The sequence below is a fragment of the Thermodesulfobacteriota bacterium genome (genome assembly GCA_040754335.1).
In the GTDB taxonomy this organism is placed as follows: domain Bacteria; phylum Desulfobacterota_D; class UBA1144; order Nemesobacterales; family UBA2774; genus 2-12-FULL-53-21.
The window spans coordinates 14,834-28,951 of the sequence record JBFMCV010000010.1; the positions used below are offsets into that span (position 1 = coordinate 14,834).

General features: G+C 55.8%; 8 protein-coding genes. 4 read left to right on the forward strand and 4 right to left on the reverse strand.

Annotation, left to right across the window (positions count from 1 at the left end; genetic code table 11):
* Nucleotides 1-574 precede the first annotated feature (574 nt).
* The 3 genes from AB1598_14785 to AB1598_14795 all read left to right on the forward strand — a co-directional run bounded on the left by AB1598_14785 (nucleotide 575) and on the right by AB1598_14795 (nucleotide 3,882).
* The gene (locus AB1598_14785) at nucleotides 575-1,411 is read left to right on the forward strand and encodes a deoxyribonuclease IV (protein MEW6146277.1); all 837 of its coding nucleotides are present in this window, start codon (nucleotides 575-577) and stop codon (nucleotides 1,409-1,411) included.
* Nucleotides 1,412-1,486: 75 nt separating this feature from the next.
* Complete coding sequence (locus AB1598_14790) at nucleotides 1,487-2,926, forward strand: helicase HerA-like domain-containing protein (GenBank protein ID MEW6146278.1); 1,440 nt, start codon at nucleotides 1,487-1,489, stop codon at nucleotides 2,924-2,926.
* A gap of 494 nt (nucleotides 2,927-3,420) precedes the next feature.
* Nucleotides 3,421-3,882: a peroxiredoxin gene (locus AB1598_14795; GenBank protein MEW6146279.1), complete on the forward strand. Its 462-nt coding sequence runs from the start codon at nucleotides 3,421-3,423 to the stop codon at nucleotides 3,880-3,882.
* Nucleotides 3,883-4,209: 327 nt separating this feature from the next.
* Here AB1598_14795 and AB1598_14800 read toward each other — a convergent pair whose 3' ends face one another.
* Entirely contained in the window at nucleotides 4,210-8,616 is a 4,407-nt protein-coding gene (locus tag AB1598_14800) for a DEAD/DEAH box helicase (protein ID MEW6146280.1), read from the reverse strand.
* Between the two features lie 69 nt (nucleotides 8,617-8,685).
* Between AB1598_14800 and uvrB the strand changes: the two genes are divergently transcribed.
* Nucleotides 8,686-10,707: an excinuclease ABC subunit UvrB gene (gene uvrB / locus AB1598_14805; protein MEW6146281.1), complete on the forward strand. Its 2,022-nt coding sequence runs from the start codon at nucleotides 8,686-8,688 to the stop codon at nucleotides 10,705-10,707.
* Between the two features lie 10 nt (nucleotides 10,708-10,717).
* On the opposite strand, the gene AB1598_14810 is transcribed toward uvrB, so the two are convergent.
* The 3 genes from AB1598_14810 to AB1598_14820 form a co-directional block, all read right to left on the reverse strand.
* The gene (locus tag AB1598_14810; protein ID MEW6146282.1) at nucleotides 10,718-11,182 is read right to left on the reverse strand and encodes a VOC family protein; all 465 of its coding nucleotides are present in this window, start codon (nucleotides 11,180-11,182) and stop codon (nucleotides 10,718-10,720) included.
* A 111-nt stretch (nucleotides 11,183-11,293) separates the two neighbouring features.
* Nucleotides 11,294-13,111 (reverse strand): excinuclease ABC subunit UvrC, encoded by a 1,818-nt coding sequence (gene uvrC / locus AB1598_14815; protein ID MEW6146283.1) that lies wholly within the window; start codon nucleotides 13,109-13,111, stop codon nucleotides 11,294-11,296.
* 343 nt (nucleotides 13,112-13,454) lie between these two features.
* Entirely contained in the window at nucleotides 13,455-13,988 is a 534-nt protein-coding gene (locus AB1598_14820; GenBank protein ID MEW6146284.1) for an SRPBCC family protein, read from the reverse strand.
* Nucleotides 13,989-14,118: the final 130 nt, after the last annotated feature.

A 14,118-nucleotide genomic window follows, 5' to 3' on the forward strand; every position in this document is an offset into this window, starting at 1 on the left:
TTCTGAGCAAACGTAAAAACCGGATGCCTCTGCTAACATCGGAATCAGCTGTTGAACTTTTGAAATACGCTCAATAATTGATCGGGGATCTCGCATTTTTCGTAGGAGTGGCTTTCCTGAATCGATCCTGAAATAAATTCAGGACATGGTTCAGGACAGGCCAGCCGCGATCTCCACGGTATGATTTTGGCAACGTTCTGGGACACAGGTAACAGGTGTTCGGAGACATGGGTAACATATACTATAAACGGCTCGAAGCAGAGGCTCGCTTCGATAGGCTTCCCTCGGATAATTACCGCGTATTTTCTTACGGGTCGGACATGGCCCAACATATAGTTAACATAAGATATCTTATCGGCTGTTCGATGTATCAATTATTCAAGGGGGTTGAGCGCATTCCTAGTGCCGCTATTGCTAATGATAAACTTGAATCAGTAAGGAAATACGATCCGCCCAAAAAATTTTTTTCAAAAGGATTTTTATTGTTTTATCTTGAAGTTATTTGCAATAGCGGTATTAAGATTCACCCTTTCCGAACCTTTTTCCGCCAAATCCGGTAAAATTACCAGCCACTATGAAATTCGGCGCTCATGTCTCGATCGCGGGCGGCATCGACAAGGCCCCGGAGCGAGCCCATACGCTCGGCTGCGAGTGCTTCCAGATGTTCACGCGCTCCCCGCGCGGCGGTAAGCCGCCCGTTCTCGGCAAATTCCTCGTCGATTCCTTCCTCGAGTCATGCTCCTCGTACGGCCTCACGGACTACTACATCCATACTCCCTATTACATCAACCTGGCATCAGAGAAAAAGGAGCTCAGGCGTTCGTCCGTCGCCATAATCAGGGAAGAGCTCGAAAGAGGAAGCATCATCGGCGCTAAGTACGTCATGACCCACCTCGGGAGCTCAAAGGGCATAGACCGCGCACAAGCCGTCGATATGGTCACGGAAGGCGTCGCCGCGATACTCGAAGGCTCGGACGGCCTCTCGACCGAGCTCCTGCTCGAGAACACGGCCGGCCAGGGAGAAACGATCGGAGATACGTTCGAGGAGCTGGCCAGGATCCTGAACGAAGTCGGGAATGCCCGGCTCGGCATCTGTATCGATACCGCGCACCTCATCGCCTCGGGCTACGACATTAGGACAAAGCCGTCTCTCGCAAGCACTATAGACGCGCTTGGCTCCGTCATAGACCCCGCCCGCATTAAGCTCCTGCACGGCAATGACTCCAAGGCCGGTCTCGGCGAGAAAAAGGATAGACACGAGCACATAGGGAAAGGAAAAATCGGTGAAGAAGGGTTCAAAGCCATACTCGGCAGCCCGGCCCTCAAAAAACTCGACATGATAGTCGAGATACCGCCCGAAGAAGTCGCCCCCGATATCGAGCTTTTAAAGCGCATGAGAAGTGAAACTTAATACAGGCGCCCGGCTGAAACGTAGCGCTTCGCACCCCCGCTTTACAATGCCTCCCACAAAGGGAATTATAAAGGCATGACCGACCCCATACCGGCAGCTAAAGGCGAACACGATCTCTTCATCCTCCCCGCGATGGCGAACAGGCACGGGTTGATCTCCGGAGCCACCGGCACCGGCAAGACAGTAACGCTCCAGGTACTGTCCGAGAACTTCAGCATGATGGGAGTCCCGGTCTTCGTGGCCGACGTCAAGGGCGATCTCTCGGGCCTCTCCCGGCCCGGGAGCGAAAACCCGAAAATCATAGAGCGGATTAACAGGATCGGCCTCTCGAATTTCAAATTCGGTGAATCCCCGGTCGTCTTTTGGGACGTCTTCGGTGCACAAGGCCACCCGGTCCGCACCACGGTATCGGAGATGGGGCCGCTCCTCTTGAGCCGCCTTCTCAACCTCAACGACACACAGACCGGGGTGCTCACGCTCGTATTCGAGATAGCAGACGACAACGGGCTCCTCCTCCTCGACTTGAAAGACCTAAGGTCGATGCTCCGGCATGTAGGAGACAACTCTTCCTCCTTTACGACCGGATACGGGAACATCTCCGGGGCGAGCATAGGGGCCATACAAAGAAACCTGATCACGCTCGAAAACGAGGGAGGCGACGTGTTCTTCGGAGAGCCCGCCCTCGACCTCGATGATTTTCTCAGGACAGACCCCGCCGGGCGCGGCGTCATTAACATTCTCGCCGCAGACGGGCTCATCCGCTCGCCGGTTATATACGCCACGCTGCTCCTCTGGCTCCTTTCCGAATTATTCGAGCAATTGCCCGAAGCCGGCGACCCCGAAAAGCCAAAGTTTGTGTTCTTCTTCGACGAAGCCCATCTCCTCTTCGACAACGCGCCCAAAGCGCTCCTCGATAAGGTAGAACAAGTCGCCCGTCTCATACGCTCAAAAGGCGTTGGGGTCTATTTCGTGACTCAAAGCCCTCTCGACATACCGGATATTATCCTGGGTCAGCTCGGGAACAAGGTCCAGCACGCGCTCCGCGCATATACCCCCCGCGACCAGAAGTCCGTCAGGGCCGCGGCCGAGACCTTCAGGACCAACCCCGCGCTCGACGCGGGGAAAATACTCATGGAGCTCGGCGTGGGCGAAGCGCTCGTATCGTTCCTCGACAATGAAGGTAGACCGAATATCGTTGAGCGCGCAATTATCCGCCCCCCGTTCAGCAGGATAGGTCCGGTCACTCCCGAAGAACGCGGCGCAGTAATTCAGAATTCGCCGCTTCGCGGCGTTTATGAAAAAGTAGTCGACCGCGAGTCCGCATACGAGATGTTGAAAGACCGCGCGGTGAGCGCACATGCGGCAAAGCCCGCACCTAAACGCAAACCAGTACGGAGGAGCGACACGCCGATCGAGGCGATGGCAAAAAGCGCAGCGCGCTCCGTCGGAAGACAAATAGCAACAGAGCTCGTGCGCGGCATACTCGGCTCTTTTCTCGGCGGAAGACGCCGCTGATAAAGAGTTCGTGTCCGCACCTCTCCGCGCTATACAACCCGTCCAAATTATATTGCCAGGTTAAAATCAGGTATTAAACCGAAACCTTAATAGGTGTGGATAAAAAAACAATATCTAATACTCGGCTTTAATATATGGGGAAACATGACGGCGATTCCGAATGATTCTAAAGAGGGATTGTTATCAGTTCGTGATCACTAAATCTCACGAACCGTAGATTACTATTAAATAACAAAAACCTGCTTGCTCCCGCACATCGCCGGAATCACATATCAAAACATGCACTGTAGAAACGAATCGCACATCTTTATATCTATATTTGAAATACCCCGAATCCAAAACGAAAACAGAAGGCAAATAAATGAAATTGATAAAAACGATTTTTGTAATATCGCCTGCCCATATTCGTAACGCGTCATTCAACTTCTCCCCTCCCTCAAGCTTCTTCATCAGCTATACTCAAATCCGAATTTATCGAAAGGAGGAATTCAAGCATGTCAGACACATTGAAGGCCGGAGACAAGGCACCCGGCATTGAAGCCGAAACCTACGGCGGCGATAAAATCAAACTCAGCGACTACCGCGGGAAGAAAACGGTCGCGCTTTACTTCTACCCGAAAGACTACACGGGCGGATGCACTAAAGAGGCATGCTCGCTCAGGGACGGCATGAGTGACCTCGAGAAGCTGGGTGTTCAGGTCCTCGGAGTCAGCACGGACAGCGTCAAGTCCCATGAAGGCTTCAAAGAGAAACACGGCCTCAACTTTCCTCTCATTAGCGATAAGAGCAAGGACATTATCAAATCATACGGAGTCGTAAGCGATTCGGGGAGCGCGAGGCGCGAGACTTTTTTAATCGACAAGTCAGGCGTAATACGCTACATCTGGACGAAGGTCAAAACGACTGAGCATGCCGAAGAGATCGCCGAAAAGGTAAAAGAGCTTGGGCTCGACTGAATAAAAATCAGAGTGAGCTGCCGCAGTAGGTACACTGTGCAGGAAATGAGGCGCTGCGGATAATATATCTGCACTCGGGGCATGAGGTTTCTTTCGGAGCAATTCCCGTTCCCCTCATGCTCCTGCCCCTGCTGATAACCGCATCCACATTCTGGCGGCTCGCTTTCCTCCAATCGGCGACGGCCGCGCTTATCCGTTCTGCTTCCGGTGCTCTATGTTTCCAGGCCCGCACTACGCCCATTACTAAAATTTAAACACCGGGAAATTAAGAGCTGATTATAAAACAGTTAAAGACCGGTTAAAAAATGGGCGGGCTGATGTGCCTCTCTAGGCGACTCCCTTGCCAAGATATGCCCTCAGCTTCGGTGAAAAGCTCCGTTTCACGAGCGCCGTCCTGAGGCTCCATTCTTCCTTCCCGTCAGCCGCCGACAGGATACTGATATCCTCACCCTCTTTGATGGCAACGGGAACCCCGTCCCTGTATAGAACCCTGTTCTTATAATGCGACGATACCCTCTCACCGGGCGTTATAATCCCTGTCAGATTGAGGGGATCGGCGGCGCTTATCGAAACCAACCTGCCGTCCCTGGGCTTCCTTCTCGCTTCCCTTAATCCCGCGACCGCCTCGGGCAGTGCAAACTGCTCGCCCCATACGCCATCAACGAACCTTCCTCCCCTTACCTCCCCCCTCAGCTCGAGGAGTCTCAGCACGCGCACGAGCTCCCTCCACGGCGGAGCGAAGCTCTCACGCTCGGCGAGCCTCCTGAATATAACGCCGTATCTTCCGAGAATGGCCATGGCAAGCGTCCGTATATCCTCCCTGGATATATCTCCGGCCGCCTCCCCTTCCTTCGCCCGTATAAGCGACCATCTGCCGGCCCCTTCCATGCTGAAGCTCGCCCTCGTCCTCCGCTTTCCCTCCGCGGTCCGGTATTTCGAGCTTACAAGGAGCGCCCGGAGGCCCGTGTAGCTGTCCGACGTGACGATTCCATTCGAGACGAGCTCCGCAACCGCGTTTTCCGTCTCCGATTTAAGACCCCTGACCCCTGACGCTATCTCCTCGAAGAAAGACGCCCCTCGCGCCTCGAGCACATCGAGCACTTCTCTCGCCTGCCTGGATAGGTTTGTGGAAGCCGAAGCGGGATCGGGTGCAAACTTCCTCCATGTCTCGAGGTTCGATCTCTTCACGATCGTTACGGGAGTCGTCTTTATCGGCCCAGACTTCTTCCCTGCGCCGTTAGACGCTTTTATTCTAGCCCACACAGCGTTTCCCGAGAGACAGATCGTATCGAGCCACGCGTGGTCGTATTCTCCCATCCTCGACGACAGTATATCCCCCTCCCAGGCGGCGGCCGGAGCTTCGAAGCCTTCGAGCATGCCGAGTACCCCCTTGAGCGCCTCAACCCCTTCCAGCTTATTGTCCGAATCGACTCCGTGCCTGGAAAATAGGAATCTCATAAAATCCGCCGCAGTAACGGGCTCTATCTCCTTCCGGAGCCTGCTCATCGTATATTTATGGATCCGCGCCAGAAGCCGTCTCTCGCACCACTCGACCCCATCCACACCCGGGGTAAAGCTCCCTCTGAATACGAACCCTTCTCCCTCGAGAGTCAGGAGCGCCTGCTCCGTGTCCTGCGGGGTTATACCCAGCGCCCCGCCGAGCTCAGCCGCCGTAACGGGACCAAGCGCCTCGAGGCGTCCCCTTATGATCTCTACTATTGCCTCTTCTCTCGACGCGGAGCTTTCCAGCAACCTCTCGGGAACAGTTATGGGGGTTAAAAGCGCTAAGTTCGGATGGACGGATTTCATCTGCGAAAGTCTCTCCGTCGCCGTCCATAATCTTTGCCCACCTTCCGTTTCCAGCGCCGCGGCCCTGTTCTCTTTGATCAGCTCGTCGAAATAAGGCCGCCAGCTGCCCGCCGCGTCTCCCCTTTCACCCTCTTCCTCGGTTATAAACCCACAAAGTATGAGCGCATCATGGAGCTCGTCCGGGCTCCACGCCTCGGGCCACGCCTCTTCCTCCACCGTGCTTACGGCACCTGCGTCGAGCTGCCCGAGCTCGGCGGCCTCGGAAGGGTCGAGCCAGCGCCTGTTCCGGACGGCGTGCGTCCTCCTCTCCTCGAGCGGCGTATCGTCGAGAAACGCGTAAGGCCTTGCGTTAAGCACCTGACCTGTGAGCGGGGATGGCTCGCGCAGGTCACAGGCGACGAGCTCTACCCTCTTCGAATGTATATCAGCTAACAGCTTTTCGAGATTGTCTATGTCCATTGCCTCAGTGAGACAGTCCTTTATGGTCTGATTTACGAGCGGATGGTCCGGTATCTCCCTGTCGCCGACTATATTTTCGAGGCACGCTATCTGGTCCGGGAACACCTGTGCGATCAGGTCCTCCGAGTGTATGCGCTGGATCGCCGGGGGGACCTTCCTATCCGTCCACCTCCTCAAGACCGCGAGCGCCGTGCTCGCGTTCCAGCGCCACCGTACCTCGAACATCGGGGCGTCAAGAAGGGCCTGCGTAAGTAGATCCCTTACGTTATTCGGATGTAGATAGAAATACACCTCCTCAAGGGGAAAGCTGTGCGTTGCCCCGAGGCTCAGTATTATCGAGTCCTCGGTCGCCGCGGCCTGGAGCTCGAAATTGAACTTCCTGCAGAACCGCTTCCGGAGCGCAAGCCCCCACGCGCGGTTCATCCTGCTCCCGAAGGGCGAATGTATGACCAGGTGCATAGCGCCCGCTTCGTCAAAGAACCTTTCCATTACGAGCCTTTCCTGTGTCGGCACGGTGCCGAGGGCTGCCTTCACGGCCGCAATATATGTAACGAGCTGGTCTGCCGCCTCTACCCCGAGCCCGGTTCTTGTCATGAGGTGCCCGATCGCCGCCTTTTTCCAACTATCGTCAGGGGAGCCGTCTGACAAGTCGTCTTCCTTTATAAAATCCTTTATATCCCCGATAGCCTCCGATATCTCCTCTCTCAGCCTGGAAACGGCCGCCGAGAATTCAGTGCTCCTCCCCGGCGCCTCGCCGAACCAGAACGGGATCGTAGGCGGCTGCCCTCCGGCGTCTTCCACCCTGACCTTCCCGCCGTTTACCTTTATGATCCTCCACGAATGGTTTCCTAGCAGGAATATGTCCCCCGCCGTGCTCTCAATCGCAAAGTCCTCATTCACCGTGCCTATAAAAGTCCCCGTCGGCTCAAGTATCACGTCGTAATCGAAGCTGTCGGGTATCGTCCCGCCCGACACTATGGCGGCGATGCGGGAGCCTTTCCTCGCGCGGAGACGTCCGTTCACCATGTCGTGGTGTATGTACGCGGCGCGCCTCCCCTTCTGAGCCGCGAACCCCTGAGCGATCATCTTTACCACCTCGTCGAACTCTCTCCGTGATAAATCTCTATACGGGTAAGCCTTCACGAGCATTTCGTAGAGCTCGTCTTCGAGCCTCTCACCGCACGAGACCTCGGCGACTATCTGCTGCGCGAGCACGTCGAGAGGCTTCTCCGGCATGATTATGCTGTCGAGCTCCCCCCGTTTTACCGCATCCAGGAGCGCCGCGCACTCGGCTAATTCATCGAGGCTGAGCGGAAATATCTTGCCTTTAGGTGTCCCCCTTATCGTATGCCCCGAGCGCCCTACCCTCTGGAGAAACGTCGAGATCGATTTGGGTGAACCGATCTGGCACACGAGATCGACCGCACCTATGTCTATGCCGAGCTCGAGCGACGCCGTCGCGATTATCGCCTTTAACTCACCCGACTTGAGCCTTTGCTCAGCGTCGAGCCTCATCTCCCTGGATATACTCCCATGGTGGGCGGCTATGACCCCTTCTCCGAACCTCTCGGTCAGGTTATGGGTCATGCGCTCGGATAGCCTTCTCGTATTTACGAATATCAATGTTGTCTTGTGCGATTTTATAAGCTCTTCGAGTCTTTCATATACCTCTTCCCACACCTCGTTCGACATTACCGCGGTAAGTGGAGAGCGGGGGATCTCGATAGACAGCTCAAGCTCTCTCCTGTGGCCGGTATCTATTATGGTGCAATAGGGCGCTCCGTTTTCCGTTTCCCCGCCCGCGCCTGTGAGGAAACGTGCTGTGGTCTCGATAGGCTTCTGTGTCGCCGAGAGCCCTATGCGCACGAGCCCCCCTGATACGAGGGCTTCGAGCCTCTCCATGGAGAGCGCCAGGTGCGAGCCGCGCTTGCTCCCGACGAGCGCGTGCACCTCGTCCACTATGAGAGTATGGACCTCGGACAGCATCTCCCGCCCGTTTTTGCTCGTGAGTATCAGGTAGAGGGATTCGGGCGTCGTTATCAGTATGTGAGGCGGGGTCTTCGTCATCCTTGTCCGCGCAGCGGCGGGCGTATCGCCTGTCCTTACCTGCGCCCTTATGCCTATTTCGGGGAATCCCGCCCTCGCAAGCTCCTCCTCTATGCCTTTGAGCGGCCTTCGAAGGTTCTTTTCTATATCGTTGCTTAGCGCCTTGAGAGGGGACACGTAAACGATCTGCGTCTTATCCGTGAGCCTGCCTTCGAGCCCCTCCTTGACGAGGTCGTCTATTGCGGAAAGGAAAGCGGCAAGCGTCTTGCCCGAGCCGGTCGGTGCCGAGATAAGAGTATTCTTCCGCTTCTTGATCTCGGGCCAGGCCTTTTCCTGTATCTCCGTCGGTACATCGAACTCTTTTTCAAACCATGATTTAACAGAGGGATGGAATTCTTCCAAAGCGGTAAGCCTGTCCATCTGATTAATTATAATCTACACAGGAAGCTTTTTAATCCCGTCCTGCGAGGCTATGCTAAACTCATCCGTATGGAAAACGGTTTCCGGATAAAGAGCGAGTTCTCGCCAACGGGGGATCAGCCCGGAGCCATAGCCGAGCTCACGGAAGGCGTGCTCCGGGGAGACAGGCACCAGGTGTTGCTCGGCGTCACGGGGAGCGGCAAGACATTCACGATAGCGAACGTCATAGCCAACGTCGGCCGTCCTACCCTCATAATGGCCCACAACAAGACCCTCGCCGCGCAGCTTTACGGAGAGCTCAAGGATCTCTTTCCGGACAACCCTGTGAGATACTTCGTCAGCTACTACGATTATTACCAGCCCGAGGCCTACATACCGTCCACGGACACCTACATAGAAAAGGACGCGCAGATAAACGAGCACATAGACAGGCTCCGCCACGCCTCCACGACGGCCCTCTTCGAAAGGAGGGACGTGATAATCGTCGCGAGCGTGTCGTGCATATACGGCATCGGCGCCCCCGAGCACTACTACGGGCTCCTCACGATGGTCGAGGAAGGAATGGAGCTTGAGCGCGACAGGCTTTTGGAGAAGCTTACGGAGGTCCAGTACGAGAGGACGGGGCTCGACCTCTGGAGGAGCAGCTTCCGTGTGAAGGGGGACACTGTAGACGTCTTTCCGTCTCATCACGACAACACCGCGCTCCGGATAGAATTCTTCGGCGACCGCGTGGACTCCATAAAAGAAATAGACCCGCTCAGCGGCAAGACCATAAGGCCCGTCAAAAAAGCAGCCATATACCCGGGATCCCACTACGTCGCCCCGAGAGACAGCCACGAGAGGGCGATCGAAGGCATAAAGAAAGAGCTCGAAGAGAGGCTCGCGTACTTCAGTGAAAGAGGAATGGCTCTTGAGAAGCAGCGGCTTGAGGAGAAGACCAAGTTCGACCTCGAGCTGCTTGCCAACATGGGCTTCTGCCCCGGCATCGAGAACTATTCGAGGCACATATCTGGCAGGCTCCCCGGCCAGCCCCCCTGGACGCTCCTCGACTACTTCCCCAAGGACTTCCTCCTTATAATAGACGAGAGCCACCAGATGGTCCCCCAGCTCCGAGGCATGTACGAAGGGGACAGGAGCAGGAAGCTCAGTCTGGTGGAGCACGGGTTCAGGCTCCCCTCGGCGCTCGACAACAGACCCCTTAACTTCGCAGAGTTCGAAAAGAGGGTCAACCAAGTGATTTACGTCTCCGCCACCCCCGCCCAATACGAGATAGAGAAGGCGGGCGGGGTCATAGTCGAGCAGATAATACGTCCAACGGGGCTCGCCGATCCCGAAGTGGAGATAAGGACCGCCGACAGGCAGGTGGACGATCTCCTCGAGGAGATTCAAAAAAGGGTTTCTGCGGGCGAGAGGACACTCGTAACCACACTCACGAAAAGGATGGCCGAAGACCTTACCGAATATTACAGGGAGCTCGGCATAAAGGTGCGCTACCTGCACTCCGATATAGACACCCTCGAAAGGATCGCCATAATTAGGGATCTCAGGCTCGGGAAATTCGACGTCCTCGTAGGGATTAACCTCCTCAGGGAGGGGCTCGATATCCCCGAGGTCTCGCTCGTCGCGGTGCTGGACGCGGATAAGGAAGGGTATCTCCGCTCGGAAACATCCCTCATACAGATATTCGGGAGGGCGGCAAGGAACGTGAACGGCAAGGTGGTGCTCTACGCCGATAGAACCACGGCGTCCATGGCGAGCGCTATCTCGGAGACCGAGAGGAGGCGCCGCATCCAGGAAAAGTACAATAAGGAGAACGGCATCACGCCGGCCAGTATAAAGAAATCCGTCACCGACATACTATCGACCATATACGAAGCCGATTACTACACCGTCCCGGTCGAGAAGACGCCCGAGCCCATAGATATACCGCCCGAGAGGATTTCGAAGACCATAAGCGCGCTCGAAAAAGAGATGAAAGAGGCTGCAAGGAGCATGGAATACGAGACGGCCGCGCAGAAGAGGGATCAGATAAAGCGCCTCCGCGAGCTCGAGATAAAATACCTCGGGAGCTCGGAAGAAAATCCTCAATAGCGCGCAGCCGTCAGCCGCACATGGTCTTGGCGGCCTGCTCCATTTCCTCAAAACTCACGTCCCTAACATGGGTCGCTACAGACCAGACGTGGCCGAACGGGTCCTGCAGCTGGCCGTACCTGTCCCCCCAGAACATGTCCGCAACCGGCATCTTAACGGTCGCTCCCGCTTTTACCGCCTGATCGAATACCGAATCCGCGTCCTTTACATAAAGATGTATAACAACGGGAGTTCCCTTGAGTGTTTCGGGACCCACCGAGCCCCAGTCCGGGAACTCATCGGCAAGCATTAACGCCGAATCGCCTATACGGAGCGATGCGTGAAGGACTTTCTTCCCGTCAGGCGTGGTCAGTCTCCCGCCCTCCTCCGCGCCGAATGCATTTTTGTAGAACTCTATGGCCTTGGCCGCGTCCTTGCAGACGAGATGCGGCGTCACAGTATTCATTCCGTCGGGTATGGGTTTCACTTTCGACATAGTTACAGCTCCTTATGCTGGATTTTGCCGGAGCGCCGACAGCAAAAACGCAGCGCAGCTTGCCGGCCGTTCACTAATACGACGAATTAGCATAATCATTCTGGACACCTTTTAGCCGGAGAGTTTTTCCTTCAGCTCCTCGGCTTTCTTCCTGCTTAGGCCGGGGACGGCGGCGATGTCATCGACCGAAGCGTCTCTTATGCCGGACAGGCTGCCGAACCGCTTTATGAGCTCCTTCTTCCGCTTGGCCCCTATGCCCGGCACGTCGTCGAGCGCCGAGCTTACAGCCCTCTTTCCCCTAAGCTTCTTGTGAAAAGTGATCGCGAACCTGTGGGCCTCGTCCCTCACCCTCATGAGAAGGAACAGGACCTGCGAGTTTCTCGAGAAGACGATCGGGTTCTTCCGGCCGTATATGTATATCTTATCGGGCTCCCCTTCGTACCTGCCCTTGGCTATCGAGGCGAGGTCGAGCCTGCCTGCATAGCCGAGCTCTTCGATAACGCTATGCGCTATGTTCAGCTGCCCCTTCCCCCCGTCGATCAAAATAAGATCGGGGATATCCCACCCCTCTTCCTCGGCCCGTGTAAGTCTCCGCGAAAGGACCTCGCGCATCATGGCGTAGTCGTTAGGCCCTTCGACCGTCTTTATCCTGTAAGTCCTGTACCTCTCCCTGGCCGGCTTCCCCCCCTCGAACCTCACGAGCGACGCCACTGCCAGCTCCCCCTGTATATTGGAGATATCGAAGCACTCTATGGCAGCGGGCAATCTGCTCAGGTGGAGCGAGGACTTGAGCCTTCCCAAGAGGTCCTGCTCGCCGAGCTCCCGGGCGTGCTTCCTCTGGAAGCTCTCGAGCGCGTTCCTGCCTGCGAGCTCCAGCTGCGATGCCTTCACCCCCCTTTCCGGCACGCTGAGCGTGACCTTCCGCCCCAGCCTCTCCGAGAGCCATTCGGATATATCCCCCATGCCCTCCACATCTATAGGGATAATTATTTCGTTCGGTATAAATCTGTTTCCCCCGTAGAACTGGGAGATGAACTCCCCGACGAGGTCCTCGTCCGTCCCCGCCGCGTTCTTGAAAGAATATTCAGCTTTATCGACGAGAATCCCGCCCCTCGAAAAGAGGACCGCGAACTCTGCCTCCTGCCCTTCCCTGTGAAAACCCACTATGTCCCTGTCCTTCGTGCCGGGAGTGATGAACATCTGGTCGTCCAGGTTCTTTTCGAGAAGCTTCGCCTGATCCCTGTAATGAGCTGCGTCCTCGTACCTCATCTCCTCCGAAGCCTTTTCCATATTGTCCCTGAGCATTTCGATGATCCTGTCCTTTTCTCCCCGGAGAAACATCCGTGTCCGCTCGACCGCCTCCCCGTATTCCTCCTCGCCGACTTTCCCAGCGCAGGGTCCGAGGCACATGCCCATGTAGTAGCTGAGACAGGGCCTGGCCGAGTGTCTTTTGAACTTCTCGTCCGTGCAGTCCCTGAGCGGAAACACCTTGTGAATAAGCCTCTTCGCCTTCCTTAGCGCGTCCGCCGACGCGAAAGGCCCGTAATAAAGGGCCCCATCCTTGAGAACCCTTCTGGTCAAAGAGAGGCGCGGGAACCTCTCCCGGGGATCGAGCCTGAGGGAGAGATAGTTCTTGTCGTCCCTCAATCTGATGTTGTAGCGAGGTTTTTTTTGCTTGATGAGCGAGTTCTCGAGGACGAGGGCCTCGCGCTCGTTCCGCGTCACGAAGTAATCGAGGTCCTCCACCTCCCTCATGAGATACGGTATGTGGGGTCTCTGCGGGTCCCCGCCTTCGTGGAGGTACGACATCACGCGGCTTCTCAGGTTCTTCGCCTTGCCGATATAGAGGGACCTGCCCTTCCTGTCCTTGAGGATATAGACACCGGCCGACGCGGGAATCGAGCCGACCTTCTCGTCGCTTATGCCCATAACTTATTTAGGTTAGAGGAATTTCTTTCTTAAGCAAAGACAAAAAGGAATATATATGTTTCCTTATGCTATAACCGAGGTGGAACCTCGTTGTAGGAGCGGCTTCCAGCCGCGACATGCAATGCGCGTTGCTACGACTCTACACTTCCTCTCCTGTTTAAACCAAGCATGAAGTTCGACCCGTCCGCCCTGAGGCGCAAAACCTGCGCTCGTATATCATCCCTATATCGCATTTCTGCTTCGGCCAAATAATGGAGCCAACCCTGAAATGCGCGCCTGTCCTGAGCAAGTCGAAGGAACGAAGGGTTGAACGGGGTAACATCCATTCGCAGAGTAACACGGCCTAACCGCCTTTCTCTACAGCCTTTTTCAGATTTGAGAGCCCCTTCTCGAACATACCCCCCACCATCGTATCCATCAAGAGCGCGAAATAACCGCTCGCAAGCGACTTCCCCATATCGCCCGACATCACCCAAGTCACTTTGGTGTCTCCATCGGGAAGCCTGTCGTATTTCATCGAGCCCACGCATTCGTATGTGCCCCCGTCGAAGAGGAGGTCGTACTCTATTCCCTTATCAGGCGAGGATTCGGTGATGGTAAGCGCCCCCGTCCCGCTCTCCCCCACCCATGACTGGCTCGCTCCGACGCCGGACGTCTTTTCGCCCAGCGTTACTACTATGCTCGGGTCCTCTTCTTTCCACGGGGACCAATCGTCCCATTTTTTGAGGTCCCCTACGTATTCGTGTATCTCTCCGGGCGAGGCGTTTATCTCAACCGAGCGCTCTACCGAGTACCTAGCAGGAAGAAAGAGCCCTATTACGGCGATAGTGACGACCAGTATTATCAAAACGACTGCTGCCGTCTTTATAAATCTCATAACCGCTCTCCGCGTGCACGGATGTCTTTAGCCGCCTCCATGGAGGGTCTTCCATGCCCCCCTCAGGTGTTCGAGATATCCCTCCGGAAGCTCGCCTCCCAGGTCGGCGAGCACACCTTCCACCTGGGAG

Bases quoted from the DNA above. Each gene is read 5' to 3' on its own strand.
- AB1598_14820 (MEW6146284.1), bottom strand. From the start codon at position 13,988: ATGAGATTTATAAAGACGGCAGCAGTCGTTTTGATAATACTGGTCGTC.
- AB1598_14800 (MEW6146280.1), bottom strand. From the start codon at position 8,616: ATGGACAGGCTTACCGCTTTGGAAGAATTCCATCCCTCTGTTAAATCA.
- uvrC (MEW6146283.1), bottom strand. From the start codon at position 13,111: ATGGGCATAAGCGACGAGAAGGTCGGCTCGATTCCCGCGTCGGCCGGT.
- AB1598_14790 (MEW6146278.1), top strand. From the start codon at position 1,487: ATGACCGACCCCATACCGGCAGCTAAAGGCGAACACGATCTCTTCATC.
- uvrB (MEW6146281.1), top strand. From the start codon at position 8,686: ATGGAAAACGGTTTCCGGATAAAGAGCGAGTTCTCGCCAACGGGGGAT.
- AB1598_14810 (MEW6146282.1), bottom strand. From the start codon at position 11,182: ATGTCGAAAGTGAAACCCATACCCGACGGAATGAATACTGTGACGCCG.
- AB1598_14785 (MEW6146277.1), top strand. From the start codon at position 575: ATGAAATTCGGCGCTCATGTCTCGATCGCGGGCGGCATCGACAAGGCC.
- AB1598_14795 (MEW6146279.1), top strand. From the start codon at position 3,421: ATGTCAGACACATTGAAGGCCGGAGACAAGGCACCCGGCATTGAAGCC.